This is a genomic window from Streptomyces sp. NPDC039480 (assembly GCF_055597165.1).
This window is the reverse complement of sequence record NZ_JBVITX010000007.1, coordinates 190,240-209,143: the sequence shown is the minus strand read 5'-3', so window position 1 is coordinate 209,143 and position 18,904 is coordinate 190,240. Positions and strand designations below refer to the sequence as shown.

The 18,904-nt window shown below is 73.0% G+C and carries 15 protein-coding genes; 8 read left to right on the top strand and 7 right to left on the bottom strand.

The window, feature by feature from the left end; all coding sequences use genetic code 11:
- The first annotated feature begins 115 nt into the window (after positions 1-115).
- Genes ACZ56E_RS22905 through ACZ56E_RS22895 form a run of 3 tightly spaced genes read left to right on the top strand, consistent with a single transcriptional unit; the run spans position 116 to position 1,896 of the window.
- Positions 116-304: a hypothetical protein gene (locus tag ACZ56E_RS22905; RefSeq protein ID WP_471216792.1), complete on the top strand. Its 189-nt coding sequence runs from the start codon at positions 116-118 to the stop codon at positions 302-304.
- Positions 305-359: 55 nt separating this feature from the next.
- Positions 360-1,583, top strand: coding sequence for a glycosyltransferase 87 family protein (locus ACZ56E_RS22900; protein ID WP_471216790.1), 1,224 nt, complete (start codon positions 360-362; stop codon positions 1,581-1,583).
- A complete protein-coding gene (locus ACZ56E_RS22895) occupies positions 1,522-1,896 on the top strand; it encodes a hypothetical protein (RefSeq protein ID WP_471216788.1) in 375 nt (124 codons plus the stop codon). Before ACZ56E_RS22900 ends, ACZ56E_RS22895 begins: the two co-directional genes overlap by 62 nt.
- A 43-nt stretch (positions 1,897-1,939) precedes the next feature.
- Here the strand turns inward: ACZ56E_RS22895 and ACZ56E_RS22890 are convergent, their stop codons facing one another.
- Positions 1,940-3,580 (bottom strand): DNA repair helicase XPB, encoded by a 1,641-nt coding sequence (locus ACZ56E_RS22890; protein ID WP_471216787.1) that lies wholly within the window; start codon positions 3,578-3,580, stop codon positions 1,940-1,942.
- Positions 3,581-3,737: 157 nt separating this feature from the next.
- Here ACZ56E_RS22890 and ACZ56E_RS22885 point away from each other — a divergent pair, with 157 nt between their 5' ends.
- Together ACZ56E_RS22885 and ACZ56E_RS22880 are read left to right on the top strand one after the other, a co-directional pair.
- Entirely contained in the window at positions 3,738-6,404 is a 2,667-nt protein-coding gene (locus ACZ56E_RS22885) for a helicase-associated domain-containing protein (protein WP_471216784.1), read from the top strand.
- 498 nt (positions 6,405-6,902) lie between these two features.
- Positions 6,903-9,008: a HelD family protein gene (locus ACZ56E_RS22880; RefSeq protein ID WP_471216782.1), complete on the top strand. Its 2,106-nt coding sequence runs from the start codon at positions 6,903-6,905 to the stop codon at positions 9,006-9,008.
- A gap of 18 nt (positions 9,009-9,026) precedes the next feature.
- On the opposite strand, the gene ACZ56E_RS22875 is transcribed toward ACZ56E_RS22880, so the two are convergent.
- From ACZ56E_RS22875 to ACZ56E_RS22865, 3 genes are all read right to left on the bottom strand, one after another.
- Entirely contained in the window at positions 9,027-9,632 is a 606-nt protein-coding gene (locus tag ACZ56E_RS22875; protein ID WP_471216780.1) for a DUF2165 domain-containing protein, read from the bottom strand.
- Between the two features lie 50 nt (positions 9,633-9,682).
- On the bottom strand, positions 9,683-10,387 hold the full coding sequence (locus tag ACZ56E_RS22870; RefSeq protein WP_471216778.1) for a copper homeostasis protein CutC: 705 nt from the start codon (positions 10,385-10,387) through the stop codon (positions 9,683-9,685).
- A gap of 157 nt (positions 10,388-10,544) precedes the next feature.
- Entirely contained in the window at positions 10,545-12,842 is a 2,298-nt protein-coding gene (locus ACZ56E_RS22865; protein WP_471216776.1) for a heavy metal translocating P-type ATPase, read from the bottom strand.
- Between the two features lie 152 nt (positions 12,843-12,994).
- On the opposite strand from ACZ56E_RS22865, the gene ACZ56E_RS22860 reads away from it, so the two are divergent.
- Positions 12,995-13,945 carry a hypothetical protein gene (locus ACZ56E_RS22860; protein ID WP_471216774.1) on the top strand — a complete coding sequence of 317 codons (951 nt, stop codon included), beginning with the start codon at positions 12,995-12,997 and terminating at the stop codon, positions 13,943-13,945.
- Positions 13,946-14,022: 77 nt separating this feature from the next.
- Here the strand turns inward: ACZ56E_RS22860 and ACZ56E_RS22855 are convergent, their stop codons facing one another.
- The 3 genes from ACZ56E_RS22855 to ACZ56E_RS22845 all read right to left on the bottom strand — a co-directional run bounded on the left by ACZ56E_RS22855 (position 14,023) and on the right by ACZ56E_RS22845 (position 16,982).
- Positions 14,023-14,703 carry a CatB-related O-acetyltransferase gene (locus ACZ56E_RS22855; protein WP_471216772.1) on the bottom strand — a complete coding sequence of 227 codons (681 nt, stop codon included), beginning with the start codon at positions 14,701-14,703 and terminating at the stop codon, positions 14,023-14,025.
- Positions 14,704-14,719: 16 nt separating this feature from the next.
- The gene (locus ACZ56E_RS22850; RefSeq protein ID WP_471216770.1) at positions 14,720-15,397 is read right to left on the bottom strand and encodes a maleylpyruvate isomerase family mycothiol-dependent enzyme; all 678 of its coding nucleotides are present in this window, start codon (positions 15,395-15,397) and stop codon (positions 14,720-14,722) included.
- 118 nt (positions 15,398-15,515) lie between these two features.
- Positions 15,516-16,982, bottom strand: coding sequence for an MFS transporter (locus tag ACZ56E_RS22845; RefSeq protein ID WP_471216768.1), 1,467 nt, complete (start codon positions 16,980-16,982; stop codon positions 15,516-15,518).
- A gap of 99 nt (positions 16,983-17,081) precedes the next feature.
- On the opposite strand from ACZ56E_RS22845, the gene ACZ56E_RS22840 reads away from it, so the two are divergent.
- Complete coding sequence (locus ACZ56E_RS22840) at positions 17,082-17,720, top strand: HD domain-containing protein (RefSeq protein WP_471216766.1); 639 nt, start codon at positions 17,082-17,084, stop codon at positions 17,718-17,720.
- Between the two features lie 35 nt (positions 17,721-17,755).
- A complete protein-coding gene (locus tag ACZ56E_RS22835) occupies positions 17,756-18,832 on the top strand; it encodes a GNAT family N-acetyltransferase (RefSeq protein WP_471216764.1) in 1,077 nt (358 codons plus the stop codon).
- The last annotated feature ends 72 nt before the right edge of the window (positions 18,833-18,904 follow it).

Genomic DNA, 18,904 nt, shown 5'->3' with positions numbered 1-18,904 from the left:
GGGTCGCCGTCCTTCTCAGGGTGTACGGGGTCCACCGTGAGGGGCACCGGAGGGCGAGGGACGGGTCGGACCGCAGGGCGATGTGCGGAGAAGGCCCGGAAACCATCATGAAGTCATGAGCGCAGCGACCTTCACCCCCGCGTCCACCCGTCCCTCCGCAGACCCTGCCGCCGACGGCCGGGGCGCCCCGCACCCGCACCGCGTGGGCGGCGTCCTGCGCGCCGCGAAGGCCCTGGCGGGCGCCGCGTTCGGCGTCGTCGTGCTCGGTGAGTACGCCGAGGAAGCGGGCGTACGACACCGCTGACCCGCCCCGGGCCGGGCACCCCCGCCCGCGCCGCGGAACGCACTAAAGTCACGCCGTGACATCACGTGTGGTGACAAAACCCTCACTCTTCGCAGCTGCCTCGCTGCTCGCGGTCTCCCTCACCGCGCTGGCCGTCCTCTGCGTCGTGCAGGACGTGCAGATGGCCGACACGCTGGTCTACCGGGCCGAGGGAGCGGCCGTCGCCAACGGCAGCGACCTGTACGGGTTCACCGTCACGGAGTGGGAACTGCCCGCCACCTACCCGCCGTTCGCCGCGATCCTCTTCGTACCGACGACCTGGCTTCCCGTAGGGGTCCTGAAGGCCGTCTTCCTCGTCGGCAACACCGGTCTCCTCGCCCTCCTGATCCGCCTCTCCTGCCGTCTCGCGGGCCTCCCCGCGCGCGCCGCGCCCCTCTGCGCCGCCACGGCCCTCGCCCTCTGGCTCGAACCCGTCTTCCAGACCGTCCTGTTCGGCCAGATCAACCTCGCCCTCGCCTGCCTCGTCCTCTGGGACCTCACCCGGCCGCCCGGCGCGCTCGGCAAGGGCTTCGCGCTCGGCGTCGCGGCCGGCATCAAGCTGACGCCCGCCGTGTTCATCGCGTACCTGCTGCTGCGCGGTCGGGTCCGGGAGGCGGCCACCGCGCTCGCCGGGTTCGCGGGCACCGTGCTGCTGGGCGCGCTGGTGCTGCCCGCCGCGAGCGTCGAGTTCTGGACGCGGCGGGTCTTCGAGACGGGCCGGGTCGGCAAGGCGTGGATCGTCGACAACCAGTCCCTTCAGGGCCTGATCGCCCGGCTCCTGCACGACGCCGAGCCTGGCGCGGTCTGGGCCGTCCCCGCGGCCCTGACGGCCGCCGCTGGCCTCTGGCTGGCCCGCCGCACGCCGGGGGAGCCCCGCGCGCTGCTCCTGGCCGCGTTCACGACCGTGCTGGTCTCGCCCATCAGCTGGTCGCACCACTGGGTGTGGTGCGTGCCGCTCCTCGCCGTCCTGATCGCGGAGGGCAGGCCGCGGGCGGCCGCCGCCGTGGCCGTGCTCTTCACCGCCCGCACCTTCTGGCTGCTCCCGCACCAGGGCGACCTGGACCTGCGTCTGCCGTGGTGGCAGCAGCCGCTGGCGTCGCCGTACGCGCTGCTGGCGCTGGCTCTGGCGCCGATGTTGAGTACGTACCTGAGTACGCGGACCGAGGTGCCCGCCCCGCGCCCGCGGGTTGACTCGCTCCATGCACTCCGAGACGTCCACGCACCCCGAGACGGAGCCCCGCCACGAGTGGGCCGCGCGTAACGCCGCCTACGCCGCCGCCCATCCGGTCCCGCGGCCGTCCCGCGTCCTCGCCCTGGCCCTGGCGACCCCGGTCGTCCTCCTGCTGCTCACCCTCGGCTGGTTCGTGGTCGCGCTCGACGCGGAGCTCGGCGACGCGTCGTCGCCGGAGCACCAGGCCGTGGTGGGCCGCTACATCTTGGCGACGCTCGGGGGCCTCGGCTCCCTGACGGCGGGCTGGCTCACGCCGCGCGACTCGCGCGCGGCGTGGCTGCGGACGGCGCTGGCGCTGACGTCGGTCCTGGTGATCCCGACGGCGATGCTGGCGGGCGTCTAGGCCCCTGGCTCTCCGCTACTGACTACTGACTACTGGTTACTGGTTACTGGGCCAGCAGCTCGTCCGCGTCCACGATCCGGTACGCGTACCCCTGCTCGGCGAGGAACCGCTGCCGGTGGGCGGCGAAGTCCTGGTCGATGGTGTCGCGGGCGACGACGGAGTAGAAGCGGGCCTCGTGCCCGTCGGCCTTGGGCCGCAGCACCCGCCCGAGCCGCTGGGCCTCCTCCTGCCGCGACCCGAACGTGCCGGACACCTGGATGGCGACGGTGGCCTCGGGCAGGTCGATGGAGAAGTTGGCGACCTTGGAGACCACGAGGACGGAGATCTCCCCCTCCCGGAACGCGCCGAAGAGCTTCTCGCGCTGCGCGTTGGTCGTCTCGCCCTTGATGACGGGCGCGTCCAGGTGCTCGCCGAGCTCGTCGAGCTGGTCGATGTACTGCCCGATGACGAGGGTCTGCTCACCGGCGTGCTTCTTGACGAGCGCCTCCGTGACCTTCCGCTTCGTGGCGGTGGTCGCACAGAACCGGTACTTCTCCTCGGCCTCCGCGGTGGCGTACGCGAGCCGCTCGCTGTCGGTCAGATTGACCCGGACCTCGACGCAGTCGGCGGGCGCGATGTACCCCTGTGCCTCGATCTCCTTCCACGGGGCGTCGAACCGCTTGGGCCCGATGAGCGAGAAGACGTCGGACTCGCGCCCGTCCTCGCGCACGAGGGTCGCGGTCAGCCCGAGGCGCCGCCGCGCCTGGAGGTCGGCGGTGAACTTGAAGACCGGCGCGGGCAGGAGATGCACCTCGTCGTAGATGACGAGCCCCCAGTCCCGCGAGTCGAAGAGCTCGAGGTGCGGATAGATGCCCTTCCGCTTGGTCGTCAGCACCTGGTACGTGGCGATGGTGACGGGCCGGATCTCCTTCCGCGTCCCGCTGTACTCACCGATCTCGTCCTCCGTGAGGGAGGTCCGCTTCACCAGCTCGTGCTTCCACTGGCGGGCGGAGACGGTGTTGGTGACGAGGATCAGCGTGGTCGCCTTGGCCTGCGCCATGGCCCCCGCGCCGACGAGGGTCTTCCCCGCGCCGCAGGGCAGCACGACGACACCGCTCCCGCCGTGCCAGAACCCTTCGACGGCCTGCTGCTGATAGGGCCGCAGCGACCAGCCGTTCTCGGCCAGGTCGATCTTGTGTGCCTCGCCGTCCACATACCCGGCGAGGTCCTCGGCGGGCCAGCCGAGCTTCAGCAGCGTCTGCTTGACCTGCCCGCGCTCGGAGGGGTGCACGACGACGGTGTCCGGGTCGATCCGCTCGCCGACCAGCGGCTGCACCTTCTTCGACCGCAGGATCTCCTCGAGGACGGGCCGGTCGGTGGTGGTCAGCACGAGCCCGTGGGTGGGGTGCTTGGAGAGCGTGAGACGCCCGTACCGCGCCATCGTCTCCGCCACGTCGACGAGGAGGGCGTGCGGCACGGGATACCGCGAGAACTCCACGAGCGCGTCCACGACCTGCTCCGCGTCGTGCCCGGCGGCCCGCGCGTTCCACAGCCCGAGCGGGGTGACCCGGTACGTGTGAATGTGCTCGGGCGCCCGCTCCAGCTCCGCGAACGGCGCGATGGCCCGACGACAGGCGTCGGCCTGCTCGTGGTCGACCTCGAGCAGGAGAGTCTTGTCCGACTGGACGATGAGGGGACCGTTCACGCGAGCGCCCTTTCCATAGGCCAAACGTCCAGTGTGCCGCATGGGGGCGGATCAGGGTGGTGACGTCGGCTACAGGGCGCGGGCCTCCGGTACCGGGCGCGGGGCTCCGGCCGGCGATGCCACCGGCAGGAGCGCCCGACCCGCTACCGTGAACCGGATGAGCACCGACGAGCCGCAGCCCACGGACAGTGCCGGCGCGAGCGCGCCCGTATCGCCCCGGGGAGCGGAGACGCCCCGTTCCCTCGCCGAAGCGCTGCGGTCGCGGGAGGACGGCGCGCTCGCCGACCTGCTCCGGGTCCGGCCCGACCTGCTCAACCCGGTGCCCGGCGACCTCACCCAACTCGCCACGCGTGCGGGGACCCGGGCCTCCGTGGTGCGGGCCCTGGAGCGGCTCGACCGGTTCGCGCAGCAGGTGGCCGAGGCGCTCGCCGTGGCGTCGGACCCCGCCTCGTACGAGGAGGTGCGTGGGCTGCTCGCGGGGGACGACGGGGACCCGGCCGTCGAGCGGGCGCTGGGCCGCGCCCTCGGCACGCTCCACGAACAGGCACTCGTGTGGGGGACCGACGACCGGCTCCGGCTCGTCCGCACCGCCCGGGAACTCCTCGCCCCGTCGCCGCAGCACCCGTCCCCGACCGGCCTCGGCCCCACCGTCGCCGAGGCCACGGCCGGGATGTCGCCCACCCGTATCCAGGACATCGTCGCGGCGGCCGGGCTCCCGACGACGCACGACCCGGTGTCCGCCGTGCGGTCGCTGACCGCGCTGTTCACGGACCGTACGCGCATGTCGGCGCTGCTCGACGAGGCGCCCGCCGAGTCCGTCGAGGTGCTGTCCCGCCTCGTGTGGGGGCCGCCCTACGGACAGGTCACCGCCGATCCGGCCCGGCACCTGCGCTGGCTCCTCGACCGCGGGCTGCTCCTGCCGACCGCGCCCGGCACCGTCGTCCTGCCCCGCGAGGCCGCCCTGCACCTGCGCGCGGGCCGCGCCCACCGCACGGTCGAGCCGGTGCCGCCGGCCGTCGAGGTCGCGCGCGAACACCGTCCACAGGTTGTGGACGCGACCGCCGCCGGGCAGGCGTACACCGCGCTCGCCACCGTCGAGGAACTCCTGAAGGACTGGGACGAGGGCGGGCCCGCCGTGCTGCGCGCGGGCGGCCTCAGCGTGCGCGATCTGAAGCGGACCGCGGTGGCGCTCGACACGTCCGAGCCGTTGGCCGCGTTCTGGGTCGAACTCGCCTACGCGGCGGGGCTGCTGGCTTCCGACGGCGAGGCCGACGAGCGGTACGCAGCGACTCCTGCGTACGACGCGTGGCAGGAGCTGCCCGCCCCTGAGCGCTGGGCGGCGCTCGCCGGCGCCTGGCTCGCGGCCACCCGCACGGCGGGGCTCGTCGGCGGCCGCGACGGCAAGGACCGCACGCTGTCCGCGCTCGGTCCGCACCTCGACCGGTCGTCGGCCCCCGAGGTACGCCACCGGGTCCTCGCCCTCCTCGCCACGCTCCCCGAGGGCTCGGCGCCCGACCCGGAGTCCCTCCAGGCCCGCCTCCGCTGGGAACACCCACCCACCGCCCGCAACCGCCCCTCCGACCCCGCGTCCACGCCGGACCTTCGCTCGCGTATCGCCCAATGGACTTTGGACGAGGCGGAGTTGTTGGGTGTCACGGGGCGGGGGGCGTTGTCGGGGCATGGGCGGGCGTTGCTCCCTGAAGTGACCGGGGAAGCGGGGGGCGGCGCAGGCTCTGGTGCCGGTGCCGGTGCCGGTGCCGGCTCTGGTGCTGGCGCAGGCTCTGGTGCAGGTGCAGGTGCAGGTGCAGGTGCCGGGGCAGGTAGCGGGGGCGGTAGTTCCGTTGAGCGTCGGCTCGTTGCCCTGCGTGCTGCCGAGATCCTTGCGCCGCTTCTTCCCCAGCCGCTCGACCACGTTCTCCTCCAGGCCGACCTCACCGCCGTCGCCCCCGGTCCGCTGGAGCGGCCGCTCGGCGATGCCCTCGCCGTGCTCGCCGACGTCGAGTCGAAGGGCGGCGCCACCGTCTACCGGTTCTCCCCCGGCTCCGTGCGCCGCGCGCTCGACGCCGGGCAGTCCGCGTCCGACCTGCACGCCTTCCTCGCCGCCCACTCCCGTACGCCGGTGCCGCAGCCCCTGGCCTATCTGATCGACGACGTGGCGCGCCGCCACGGCCACCTGCGGATCGGTGCCGCCTCCGCGTACGTACGGTGTGACGACGAGGCGATGCTCGACGAGATCATGGCCGACAAGCGTGCGCAGAGTCTGCGGCTGCGCCGTCTCGCGCCCACCGTGCTCGCCGCCCAGGCGGATCCCGGGACGCTGCTGGACGGGCTACGGTCCATGGGGTTCGCGCCCGCCGCGGAGAGCGCGGAGGGCGATGTCCTGATCACCCGCGCCCACGCGCACCGGACGCCGCCCCGCTCGGCGCCCGAGCCGGTGCCGGACGGGCCGCCGGTGCCCGGTCCGACGCTCATCGACGCGGCGGTGCGGGCGATCCGGGCGGGGGATCTGGCGTCCACGGCGCCGCGCAAGGTGACGTCGCCGGACGCCGCGGGGTCGTCGGGCTCGGGGGCCTCGTCCGCGGCGGATGGTCGGCTGCCGCGGACCACCGCTGCGGAGACGCTCGCCACGATGCAGGCCGCGGTGCTCACCGGTGAGGCCGTATGGATCGGGTACGTCAACGCGGAGGGGGCCGCGAGTCAGCGGGTCATCGCGCCGGTGCGGGTCGAAGGGGGCTTCGTGACGGCTTACGACCACACTGCGGATGAGGTCCGCACGTTTCCGTTGCATCGGATTACCGGGGTTGCCGAGCTTGCCGACGAGTGAGCGCGGCTCGCGGGTGCGGCGTCGTTGTGGCTTGTCGCGCAGTTCCCCGCGCCCCTGGGGAGGCGGCCGCTGACGGTCGTCTCTCGCGTGCCGGCGCGTCGTGGTTTTTTGCGCAGTTCCCCGCGCCCCTAGGGGATTGCCCGCTGACAGTCGTCTTTCGGGTGCAGTGGCGTCGTGGTTGATCGCGCAGTTCCCCGCGCCCCTGGGGCAGTGCCCGCTGACGGTCGTCTTTCGGGTGCGGCGGCTTCGTGGTTGATCGCGCAGTTCCCCGCGCCCCTGGGGGCAGTGCCCGCTGACAGTCGTTTTTCTCGTGTCGGCGCGTCGTGGTTGATCGCGCAGTTCCCCGCGCCCCTGGGCGGGACGGGGCTTCCCCACCCTTGAGGGGGCCGCCTGGGAAAAAGTTGTTGGCACCGGCATTCGGGGCGGGCCTAAGATGCCTCCTTCCCCGGCCTCCTCCGCGGAGTGCCGCCGTCCGGACGGAAACCGGGTGGCAGCCCGATGAGCAGCACCACGACACCGCTGAACCGCCGGAGGCACCCCGTGCACGCGCACGCCGACCCTGACCCCCTCGCGCGGGAGCGCGGCCACCTCGCCGCGTCCCGTGCCGCCCTGCGCGCCATGCGTGAGGACGCCGAGGCCCTCGACATCCGCGACGTCACCGCGAACTGGGTGAACGCCGCGGTCCTGGAGCGGCAGCTCGACGAACGGATCAAGTCGCTCGCCGATCTCGCCCACACCCCGCTCTTCTTCGGGCGGCTCGACTATCTGCACGCGCCCGGCGCCGAGGAGGCGGAGGGCGCCGAGGGCGAGCAGTTCTACATCGGTCGGCGGCACGTGCACGACGCCGGCGGGGACCCGATGGTCATCGACTGGCGCGCGCCGGTCTCCCAGCCGTTCTACCGGGCCTCGAAGAAGGACCCGATGGACATCGCGCTGCGCCGCCGCTTCGGCTACACCGGCGGCGACCTCACCGCGTACGAGGACGAGCACCTCAGCGACCCGGGCGAGGCCGAGCGGACCAGCGAGCTGCTCCAGCGGGAGATCGAGCGGCCGCGCGTCGGGCCGATGCGGGACATCGTCGCCACCATTCAGCCCGAGCAGGACGAGATCGTCCGGAGTGGGCTGAGCGGGAGCGTCTGTGTGCAGGGCGGGCCCGGGACCGGGAAGACCGCCGTCGGGCTGCACCGGGTCGCCTATCTGCTGTACGCCCACCGGGAGCGGCTGGCCAGGACCGGCACCCTCGTCATCGGGCCGAACGCCTCCTTCCTGCACTACATCGAGCAGGTCCTGCCCGCGCTCGGCGAGTTGGAGGTGAAGCAGGCCACCGTCGACGACCTCGTCGCCCACGTGGAGGTGCGCGGCACGGACGAGCCGGCCGCCGCCCTCGTCAAGGGCGACGCCCGCATGGCGGAGGTGCTGCGCAAGGCCGTGCGGTCCCACGTCACCATGCCCACCGAACCGGTCGTCGTCGTGCGCGGGTCGCGCAGGTGGCGTGTCCCCGCGTATGAACTCGAAGAGATCGTCGGCGAGTTGCTCGCGCGGGACATTCGGTACGGGGCGGCGCGGGACGCCCTTCCGCAGCGCATCGCGCACGCCGTGCTCGTCCGCATGGAGCAGGCGGGCGAGGCGCCGGACGACCGCGTGCAGGACGCCGTCGCCCGCAACACCGCGGTGAAGGCGGCGGTCAAGGCCGTCTGGCCGCCCGTCGACCCCGCGAAGCTCGTACTGCGGCTGCTGTCGGACGCCGACTTCCTCGCCGCGCACGCCGAGGGGATTCTGAGCGCGGAGGAGCAGAAGGCCGTTCTGTGGGCCAAGCCCGCGCGGAGCGTCAGGTCCGCCAAGTGGTCCGTCGCCGACGCCGTACTGATCGACGAGGCCACCGACCTGGTCTCGCGCACCCACTCCCTCGGGCACGTCGTGCTCGACGAGGCGCAGGACCTCTCCCCCATGCAGTACCGCGCGGTGGGCCGGCGCTGCACGACGGGTTCGGCGACCGTCCTCGGGGACCTGGCGCAGGGCACCACGCCGTGGGCGACGCGGAGTTGGGACGAGGCGCTGCGGCACCTCGGCAAGGACGGTGCCGTCGTGGAGGAGCTGACGGCCGGTTTCCGCGTGCCGCGCGAGGTCATCGCGTACGCGTCGCGGCTGCTGCCGGACATCGCGCCGGGCCTCGCGGCGGTCGACTCGGTGCGGGAGGCGCCGGGTTCGCTGGCGGTGCGCCGGGTGGACGATGGTGCGGGTGTCGAGGGTCTGGACGCGGCCTGTCTCGAGGCGTGCGCCGAGTCGTTGCGGCAGGAGGGCTCCATCGGCCTCATCGCCGCGGACGCCCGGATTCCGTCGCTCGCCGGGGCGTTGGCGGCGGCCGGGGTCAGCTACCTCTCCCCCGGCGAGGAGACGACGCCGGACACCCGCCTCACGCTGGTGCCCGCGTCCCTCGCGAAGGGGCTCGAGTACGACTACGTGGTACTCGACGAGCCGGCCGCCGTCGTCGACGGCGAGCCCGACGAACGCACGGGTCTGCGCCGCCTCTACGTGGCGCTGACCCGTGCCGTGTCGGGCCTGATCGTCGTACACGCGGACGAGCTGCCCAAGCAGCTCGCCTAGGGCCTACTCGCCTAGGACCTAGGAGCCCTTGGGGTCGCCCGCCGGGTCCGCCGGTGTGATGGCGGCGGTCGGAGCGGCGGACGGCAGGTGCGTGACGATGAGGACGATGCCCGTGAGCGTGATGACGCGCGTCGCCGCGTCCAGGCCGTTCCAGGCGTCCGACTGCCACATGGCGAACCACTCGCCGCCGATCCCGATGAAACCGACGCCGAAGAGGAAGAGGATCATCAGCAGCCCGATGCTGCCCGTGCGCCGGGCCCGGTGGAAGCCCTGGTCCCTGGGCGGTCCCTGGGGCCGGCGCAGGGCGCGGGCCCACAGGACCGTCGACGTGCCGAGGACCAGCGCGGCCAGGGTCTCCCAGGCGATGATCCCGACGTACGCCGCGTCCTGCAGCACGGTGGACTCCACCGCGCGCCACTTGAGGCCGTTGTCCTTGAAGGTGGTGTCCATCGCGAGGACATGGCGTACGAACTGCCGGTTCGTGTCGAAGTCGGTGATGTTCCCGAACGCGACGAGCGCGATGTAGAGCGCGACCGTCCCCGTGAGCAGCGTCGCGGCGACGGGCAGCGTCCCGGCCGCGAGTATGCGCTCCGCGGGACGCGTCTTTTCTGCTGGTGTCGGCATGAGGTCCCCTCCGTGTCGAACCAGTTCTATCGCGTCCCGCGGAGAAACGATCAACCGGTGAACGAACCGGCGTCCAGCGCGGCCCGCCACTCCGCGACCGCCGCTGCCGACACCGGCGCCGACCAGCCGTCGGGCCGGGCCGCGCCACCGATGTGGAAGGCGTCGACGCCGGCCGCCGTCAGGCGCGGCAGGTGGTCGAGGCGGAGGCCGCCGCCGATGAGCAGCTGCGGCTCGTACCCCGGTTCGCCGCGCCGGGCCGCCTCGGCGAGCAGGGTCGGCAGGCCGTCGTCGACGCCGGTCGCGGCGCCCGCGGTGAGGTAGGTGTCGAGGCCGGGCAGGTCGGCGAGCTGCTTGCGCAGGGCGTCGCGGTCGGCGGCCCGGTCGATGGCCCGGTGGAAGGTCCAGCGGCAGCCGTCGAGGGCGCCCGCCAGCGCTTCGACGGCGGGCAGGTCGGGGCCGCCCGCCTCGTCGAGGAAGCCGAGCACGAACTCGTCGGCGCCCTCGCTCCTGAGCTCGTGGGTGCGGCGCAGCAGTGCGTCGACGTCGCCCGCGGCGAATCCGTCGGCCAGCCTGAGCATGACGCGCAGCGGGATGTCGACGGCGGAGCGGATCGCGGCGAAGGTCTCGCGGGACGGGGTGAGGCCGTCCGCGGCCATGTCGGTCACCAGCTCCAGGCGGTCCGCTCCGCCGGCCTGGGCGGCGACGGCGTCCTCGGTGTCGAGGGCGATCACCTCCAGGACTGCACGCTTGCTCATGGATGTCTCTTCCTTCTGCTCGCTGCCCGCATAGGTCTAGTCCAATTACCAGCCTACGCGCAGAACACCCCGGCGCGAGCCGTGTCGCTCACGCCGGGGTGGGGAAACCACCGGGAAATCTGCGGGGAACCCGCGGGAAGCAACGTCGGGCCGGCGGTCAGGCCAGCGGCTTGAATCCCCGCAGGCGCAGGCTGTTGCCCACCACGAACACCGACGAGAACGCCATGGCCGCGCCCGCGATCATCGGGTTGAGCAGTCCTGCCGCGGCCAGCGGCAGCGCGCCGACGTTGTAGGCGAAGGCCCAGAACAGGTTCGACCTGATCGTGCCGAGGGTGCGGCGGGAGAGCCTGATCGCGTCGGCCGCAGCCCGCAGGTCACCCCGGACGAGGGTCAGGTCGCCCGCCTCGATGGCGGCGTCCGTGCCGGTGCCCATCGCCAGGCCCAGATCGGCCTGGGCGAGCGCCGCCGCGTCGTTCACGCCGTCGCCGACCATGGCGACCGACTTGCCCTCGGCCTGCAGCCGCTTCACCACGTCGACCTTGTCCTGCGGCATGACCTCGGCGATCACGTGCTCGGGCGCGATGCCCACTTCGGCGGCGACCGAATCGGCGACGGCCTTGTTGTCGCCGGTCAGCAGGATCGGGGTGAGGCCCAGTGCGCGCAGCCGTCCGATGGCCTCGGCACTGGTGTCCTTGACGGCGTCGGCGACCTCCAGGACCGCGCGGGCCTCGCCGTCCCAGGCGACCGCGATGGCGGTACGTCCCGCCGCCTCGGCCTCGGCCTTGGCGCGCTCCAGCTCGACGGGCAGCCGGATCGCCCACTCGGCGAGCAGTTGCTCGCGGCCGACCAGAACCGCGTGCCCCTCCACCACACCCTGCACACCGAGGCCCGCGACGTTCGCGAAGTCCTCCGGGGTGGGCAGCTCGCCCACTGTCGCGGTGGCGCCGGCGGCGACGGCCCGGGCGATGGGGTGCTCGGAGGAGTGCTCCAGGGCGCCGGCCAGCCGCAGGACTTCGGCCTCCGTGGTGCTGTCCGCGGTGTGCGTGGCGAGGAGGGTCATCTTGCCGGTGGTGACGGTGCCGGTCTTGTCCAGGACGATGGTGTCGACCTTGCGGGTGGACTCCAGGACCTCCGGGCCCTTGATGAGGATGCCGAGCTGCGCGCCGCGCCCGGTGCCGACCATGAGGGCGGTCGGCGTGGCGAGGCCCAGGGCGCACGGGCAGGCGATGATCAGCACGGCGACGGCGGCGGTGAAGGCGGCGGTCAGACCGGCGCCGTTGCCGAGCCAGAAGCCGAGCGTGGCGAGCGCCAGGCCGATGACGACCGGCACGAACACCGCGGAGATCCTGTCGGCGAGGCGCTGGGCCGCGGCCTTGCCGTTCTGCGCGTCCTCGACGAGCTTGGCCATGCGGGCGAGCTGGGTGTCGGCGCCGACGCGGGTGGCCTCGACGACGAGGCGGCCGCCGACGTTGAGGGTGGCGCCGGTGACGGAGTCGCCCTCGCCGACCTCGACGGGCACGGACTCGCCGGTGAGCATGGACGCGTCGACGGCCGACGAGCCCTCGACGACCTTGCCGTCCGTGGCGATCTTCTCGCCGGGCCGCACCAGGAAGCGGTCGCCGACCCGCAGGCCGCTCACGGGAATGGTCTCTTCGCGCCCGCCGTCGCGCAGCACGGTGACGTCCTTGGCGCCGAGCTGGAGCAGCGCCTTCAGGGCGGCGCCCGCCTTCCTCTTGGAGCGGGCCTCGAAGTACCGCCCGGCGAGGATGAACGCGGTCACTCCGGCCGCGGCCTCCAGATAGATGTTCCCGGCGCCGTCGGTGCGGGCGATGGTCAGTTCGAAGGGGTGCGTCATGCCGGGTGTGCCGGCCGTCCCGAAGAACAGCGCCCACAGGGACCAGAGGAACGCCGCCGACGTGCCGACGGAGATCAGCGTGTCCATGGTGGCGGCGCCGTGCCGGGCGTTGGTGTACGCCGCCTTGTGGAAGGGCCAGGCCGCGTATGTGACGACGGGCGCGGCGAGCGTGAGCGACAGCCACTGCCAGTACTCGAACTGGAGCGCCGGGACCATCGCCATGGCGATGACGGGCACGGACAGCAGCGCCGCGGTGATCAGGCGCTGGCGCAGGGGCCGCAGCTCGTCGGCGGCGGCCCGCTCCTCGCCGCCGTCACCGTCCGGCGCACCGGACTCGGTGCGGGCCGGGGCGGGCTCCTGCGCGGTGTAGCCGGTGGCCTCGACGGTCGAGATCAGGTCCTGTACGGAGACGTCCGCGCCGCGGTAGCTGACCTTGGCCTTCTCGGTGGCGTAGTTGACGGTCGCCTCGACGCCGTCCATGCGGTTGAGCTTCTTCTCGATCCGGGCCGCGCAGGAGGCGCAGGTCATGCCACCGATGGCGAGTTCGACCTCTGCGGCGGGCGCCGCCGTCTCGGCGGCACCGGGTGGGGTGGTGGCCATGTCTCGGGCTCCTGTACGAGTCGGGGTCCTGATACCCGGGGCGGGTACCGCTGATGTGATCCATGTATACCCCTGGGGGGTACCGAACGCAAGAGGTTCCCCGCTCGGTCCACCCACTTGACTTCATACCCCAGGGGGGTATCTTCGGTGTCATGAACTCCGGACTGAGGATCACCGCATTCGCCGCCGCCGTCGCCGCGACCTTCGGCACCGCGTACGGCGTGGGGACGGGCATCGACCCCGTCACGGACAAGCCGAAGGACGCCCGGCACGGGCAGCACGACGGCGCCCAGCGCGAGGGGAGTGAGGAGCACAAGGAGAACGCGGAGAACGCGGCGGTCCCCGGCGGCCTCCAGATCTCCGACCGCGGCTACACGCTGGACCTCGAGACGTCCCGCATCGACGCGGGCCGCCCGGAGGAGCTCCGCTTCGCCGTCGTCAAGGACTCATCGGGCCGGAACGTCACCGCGTACCAGAAGGAGCACGACAAGGAGCTGCACCTCATCGTCGCCTCACGCGACCTGACCACCTACCGCCATCTGCACCCGGCCCGCGCGGCCGACGGCACCTGGTCGACGAAGGTCGAGCTGCCCGACGCGGGCGGTTACCGCGTCTTCGCCGACTTCCGCCCCAAGGACGCGAAGGAGGGCCTGACGCTGGGCGCGGACCTCGGGGTGACGGGCTCGTACGACCCGAAGGAGCTGCCCGCGCACCGCACCACGGCGAAGGTCGACGGCTACGACGTCGAGCTGAAGGGCGAGTTGAAGACGGGCGCGGGCGGCGACCTCACGCTGAGCGTGGCGAAGAACGGCAGGCCGGTGACCAACCTGCAGCCCTACCTGGGGGCGTACGGCCACCTCGTGGTGCTGCGGGCGGGCGACCTCGCCTACCTCCACGTCCACCCGAACGGCGCGCCCGGCGACGGGAGGACGAAGGCGGGTCCCGGCATCTCCTTCGGGACGGCGGCGCCGAGCAAGGGCGCGTACCGCCTGTTCCTCGACTTCAAGCACGAGGGAAAGGTCCGCACGGCGGAGTTCACGGTGCACGCGGGCGGCGGCGCGCACGCCGAACCGGAGAAGGACGGCGGCGGCCACGCGCACTGACGCCGCGCTGTGCGCTCCTGCGGACCCGTGGACCACGTGACCCCGAAGGCCCGTCGGCCTCCGGGGTCACACGCGTATCAGGCGGCCGGCGCCACGGCGGCCAGCTCGTCCACCGAGCCCGACATGACGGCCCGCACATGCGCCGTCAGATGGTCGAGCGGCCAGTCCCACCAGGCGAGTTCGAGCAGCCGGGCGATGTCGTCGTCGCCGAAGCGACGCCGGATGAGCTTCGCCGGGTTGCCGCCGACGATGCCGTAGTCGGGCACGTCGTCGACGACCACGGCCCCCGACGCGACGATCGCGCCGTGCCCGATGCGCACGCCCGGCATGACGGTCGAGCGGTAGCCGAACCAGACGTCGTTGCCGACGACCGTGTCGCCGCGTCCCGGCAGCCCGGAGATCAGGTCGAAGTGCTCGCTCCAGGACCCGCCCATGATCGGGAAGGGAAACGTGGAGGCCCCGTCCATCCGGTGGTTGGCGCCGTTCATGATGAACCGGACGCCCTCGCCCAGCGCGCAGTACTTCCCGATCACCAGCCGCTCGGGCCCGTAGTGATAGAGCACGTTCCGCGTCTCGAAGGCGGTCGGGTCGTCGGGGTCGTCGTAGTACGTGAAGTCCCCGACCTCGATCAGCGGTGACGTCACGAGCGGCTTGAGCAGCACCACCCGCTCCTGTCCTGGCATGGGATGCAGCACGTCCGGATCGGCGGGGACGAGAGGTTCGCCGGAGCCGGATGCGGTGGGGGTGTCGGAGGCCATCCCTCCATGATCCCTCTCACCCGAAGAGGCACAACTCCTTTTCGGTGACGCCCACCAGCTCGTACCGCGTGCCCGTCAGCGGCCGCCCCGTGCACAGCCGGACCAGCGTCGGCGCGTCACCGATGTAGCGGGCGGGCGGCCGCTTGCCGTCGGGGACGCCCAGGGTCAGCGGCTCGTCCCAGCCGTCGACGTCCGCGTGCAGCGGCGGCAGTGTGGCGGCGGCATGCGTCGACCTGCTGAACTGTTCGAGCAGGGGCAGCGCGTCCACCAGCCCGTCACCGCCGTACGCACCCGGCTTCCCCCACGCCGCCCGTACGTCTCCGGCGTGCACCCACTCGCCGAGAGCGACACCGTCCAGGAGCCCCTTGGCCGCGGCCATCACCGGCCCGGCCTCCGTCATGCCGCGCTCCAGCTCGTCCACGACACGGGAGTTGGACCAGTCGGCGCGCTCGGCGATGTCGCGTTCGTTGCTCTCGGGCGAGTACACGCCCTCCTCGAAGCGGCTCTCCACCACCCGCATCAGCGCGGAGCTGCAGTGCGCGAGCACATGCCGCACGGTCCAGCCGGGACAGCACGTGCGGATCTCGTACGCCGTGTCGGGAGCGGCCCTCAACAGCGGTATGAGGGCGTCGCGTTCGGTACGCAGGAGGCGTCCCGCGCGGTCGGGTTCGTAGCTCTCGTCGATGGTGGTCATGGCGGCAGCCAACCGTGTGAAGCCGCACATGGCAACGGACGGGCCGGAGATCCCGGCCCGTCCGCCGACCGGAGAACCCGAGAACCCGGCCCGTCCGGCGTACAGGTGAGCGACCTCGTCAGACGCCCACCCCCTCCTTCCCCTTCTCCATCCCCTTGTCCATCCCCTCCTCCATCTCCTTCGCCGCCGCGGTCTCGCCCCGCATCACCAGCAGGGTGACGACACCTCCGACCGCCGCGACGGCCGCCGCACCGGTGAACGCGGCGCCGAACCCGTCCGTCAGCGCGGGCAGGTCACCGAGCTCCCCCGCCCCCTGCGAGGTGGCGAGCGCGGTCAGCGCGGCGAGGCCCAGCGCGGAACCCACCTGGTAGGTCGTGTTGACGATGCCGGAGGCGAGGCCCGCCTGCTCCTGCGGGGCGCCGGCCATCGCGGCCATCATCGCCGGGATGTACGCGAGGGACATGCCGAGCGCGGCGACCAGCGAGGCGGGCAGCACGTCGACCACGAACGAGCCGGTCGGGCCGACCCGCGACAGCCACGCCAGGCCGAGCGCGAGGACGAGGAGCCCGCCGCCGATCAGGGCCTTGGCACCGAAGCGGCCGAGCAGCCGCGCGGTGACGGCGGTCATGAAGACCATCAGCAGACCGGTCATCGGCAGCAGGGCCGCGCCGCTCGCGAACGCCCCGTACCCCATGACCTGCTGGAGGTAGAGGTTGAGGAAGTACCACATCGGGATCCAGGCGGCGCCGAGCAGCGCCATCGCGAGGTTGGCGGAGCCGAGCCGCGGCACGCGCCACACCTTCAGCGGCATCAGCGGCTCGCGGACGGCCTTCTGGACGACGAGGAAGAGCGCCAGGAGGGCGGCCGCGCCGGCCAGTTGAAGGACCGTCCCCGTCGAGCCCCAGCCGGCCTCCGGGGCCCGGACGACGGCGAAGACGGCGAGCGCGAGACCGGCGGTGACGGAGACCGCGCCGAGCAGGTCGACCGAGCCGCGCCGGCCCTCGACGGCGGGCAGGAGGCGGGTCGCGGCGAGGGTGGCGACGCCGATCGGGACGTAGATGATGAAGACCCAGGGCCAGCTCAGCCACTCGGTGAAGACGCCGCCGAGGAAGACGCCGGCCGTGCCGCCCGCGGGAGCCGCGGCGCCGTAGAGGGCCATGGCCTTGCCGAGCTCCTTCGGGTCGTGCCCGAAGAGCATCATCAGGAGGGTCATGGCGGCGGGTGCGATGAGCGCGCCGCCGACGCCCTGCACGGCACGCCCGACGACCTCGACGGTCGCGGTCTGCGCGGCGGCGGCGAGGACGGAGCCCGCGATCAGGACCACCCACCCGGAGACGAAGACCCTGCGTGCCCCGAGCAGGTCGGAGAGCCGCCCGCCGAGCAGCAGCAGCCCGCCGAAGGCGATCACGTACGCGTTGAAGACCCACTGCAACTCCCCTTGCGAGAAGCCCAGGTCCCGCTGCATCTCGGGGAGTGCGACGCCGATGATCGAGGTGTCCATGATGACCATGAACTGGGCGGTGGCGAGCACGAGGAGCGCCCACCAGCGCTTGGGACTGACCGCTGCCGGTCCGACGGTTTGCATGACTGTTCCCCTCCCTACGATTGATACCCCCTGGGGGTACCGGATGACGCCGGGACGTTAACATACCCCCCTGGGGTATTCAACGACTAGAGTCGCGGCATGGCCGACGAAAAGGACCTCCACGCCCGCTGGGCCACCGCCCTGCTCCGCGCCGCCGAGGGCACCCCCGACCCCGCCCCATATGCGGACCGCCTCCTCGCCCGCTGGGCCGAGCCGCAGCGCCGGTACCACACCACCGAGCACCTGGCGGCGGTCCTCGACCACATCGACGTGCTGGAGGACCACACCGAGGACCCCGACCTCGTACGCCTCGCGGCGTGGTTCCACGACGCGGTGTACGCACCCGAGCGCTCGGAGAACGAGGAACGCTCCGCCCGCCTCGCCGAGCGCGCCCTCACCGAAGCGGGTCTGCCGGCCGACCGGACGGCCGAGGTGGCGCGCCTGGTCCGCCTCACCGTCACGCACGACCCGGCCGACGGCGACCGCAACGGCGAGGCGCTGTGCGACGCCGACCTGGCGATCCTCGCGGCCTCCCCCGACGCGTACGCCGCCTACGCGGCCGCCGTCCGCGAGGAGTACGGCTTCGTGCCGGACGAGGCGTTCCGCCGGGGCAGGGCGGACGTGCTGCGCCAGCTCATGGCGCTCCCGCGCCTCTTCAGGACGCCGTACGGGGCGGCCAACTGGGAGGCACCGGCCCGCGGGAACCTGGCGACGGAGCTGGCCCTGCTGGAAACCTGAGGCCCTTCCGACGCCGCTCCCGTACTCTCTGCCGCATGCTTCTCATGGGTGGGGACCGGATCGACGAGGCCGTGGCGTACGCGGCCGGGGTGCTGCGCGCGACGGCGGGCCGCGACTGGAGCGCCAAGGCGGACGAACTGGACTGGAGCTGCCTGCAGACGGCGGAACACATCGCGGGCTGCCACATCGCGTACGCGTGCCAGCTGACGGGCCGCGCCACGGACGCCTACATCCCCTTGGACGCCACCCTCGACGAGGGCACGGACCCCGAAGGCGCGATCCGGGCGATCGAGGCGGCGGGAGCCATCCTGTCCGCCGTGGTCCGCACGACCCCCCGCGGCGTCCGCGCCTACCACCCCTACCCCTCCGGCGCCGCCGACGCGACGGGCTTCGCCGCGATGGGCGTCACGGAGGTCCTGCTCCACACGTACGACATCGCCCGCACGCTCGGCGTCGACGCGGAACCGCCCGCCGAGCTGTGCGCTGCGGTCCTCGCGCACCTCTTCCCGCACGTGCCGCCGGCCCTCCCGGGCGCCACCCCCTGGACGACCCTGCTGTGGGCCACGGGCCGCGGCACCCTGCCGGGCCGCGCGCCCGTCACGCGGTGGCGCTGGCACAACCCGCACTCCCTGCCCGCGGGGCCCGTCGCCCTGCGCGAGGTGACGCCCGCGGCCGCCGCGGACCTCGCCGGGGGCGGCACCGGCGGGCTGACCTGGCTGGACGGCGCCCCCTTCGACGGCACGCGCAGGGCCGCGGGCATGCTCACGAAGGCGTACGCCGCAGGGGTGCTCCGCCCCGGCTGGGGCATGTACGCGCTGGTCCGCACGGCCGACGAGCTGGCCGTCGGCGGCATGGGCTTCCACGGCCCGCCGGACGACAACGGCTGCGTCGAGGTGGGCTACGACCTGGTGGAGGCGGCGCGCGGCCAGGGGTACGCCACGCAGGCACTGCGCGCGCTCTCCGACTGGGCCCTGACCCACCCGGAGGTGACGTCCCTCCTGGCCGTCACCACTCCCGACAACGCGCCGTCCCAGCGGGTGGCGACCCGCGCGGGTTACGTACGGCTCGCGGACCGCGACACGAACCACGCGTACGCCCTGCAACGGGCCTGACGCCCCGGGACCGCACCGCACCGCCAGGGAATGTCACGGGCAACCCCACTGTTCACTCCTGTTATGCCGACC

Excerpts from the sequence above, each read along its gene's own strand:
- ACZ56E_RS22905 (WP_471216792.1), top strand. The coding sequence starts at position 116 with ATGAGCGCAGCGACCTTCACCCCCGCGTCCACCCGTCCCTCCGCAGAC.
- ACZ56E_RS22895 (WP_471216788.1), top strand. The coding sequence starts at position 1,522 with ATGCACTCCGAGACGTCCACGCACCCCGAGACGGAGCCCCGCCACGAG.
- ACZ56E_RS22885 (WP_471216784.1), top strand. The coding sequence starts at position 3,738 with ATGAGCACCGACGAGCCGCAGCCCACGGACAGTGCCGGCGCGAGCGCG.
- ACZ56E_RS22880 (WP_471216782.1), top strand. The coding sequence starts at position 6,903 with ATGAGCAGCACCACGACACCGCTGAACCGCCGGAGGCACCCCGTGCAC.
- ACZ56E_RS22875 (WP_471216780.1), bottom strand. The coding sequence starts at position 9,632 with ATGCCGACACCAGCAGAAAAGACGCGTCCCGCGGAGCGCATACTCGCG.
- ACZ56E_RS22870 (WP_471216778.1), bottom strand. The coding sequence starts at position 10,387 with ATGAGCAAGCGTGCAGTCCTGGAGGTGATCGCCCTCGACACCGAGGAC.
- ACZ56E_RS22865 (WP_471216776.1), bottom strand. The coding sequence starts at position 12,842 with ATGGCCACCACCCCACCCGGTGCCGCCGAGACGGCGGCGCCCGCCGCA.
- ACZ56E_RS22860 (WP_471216774.1), top strand. The coding sequence starts at position 12,995 with ATGAACTCCGGACTGAGGATCACCGCATTCGCCGCCGCCGTCGCCGCG.
- ACZ56E_RS22855 (WP_471216772.1), bottom strand. The coding sequence starts at position 14,703 with ATGGCCTCCGACACCCCCACCGCATCCGGCTCCGGCGAACCTCTCGTC.
- ACZ56E_RS22850 (WP_471216770.1), bottom strand. The coding sequence starts at position 15,397 with ATGACCACCATCGACGAGAGCTACGAACCCGACCGCGCGGGACGCCTC.
- ACZ56E_RS22845 (WP_471216768.1), bottom strand. The coding sequence starts at position 16,982 with ATGCAAACCGTCGGACCGGCAGCGGTCAGTCCCAAGCGCTGGTGGGCG.
- ACZ56E_RS22840 (WP_471216766.1), top strand. The coding sequence starts at position 17,082 with ATGGCCGACGAAAAGGACCTCCACGCCCGCTGGGCCACCGCCCTGCTC.
- ACZ56E_RS22835 (WP_471216764.1), top strand. The coding sequence starts at position 17,756 with ATGCTTCTCATGGGTGGGGACCGGATCGACGAGGCCGTGGCGTACGCG.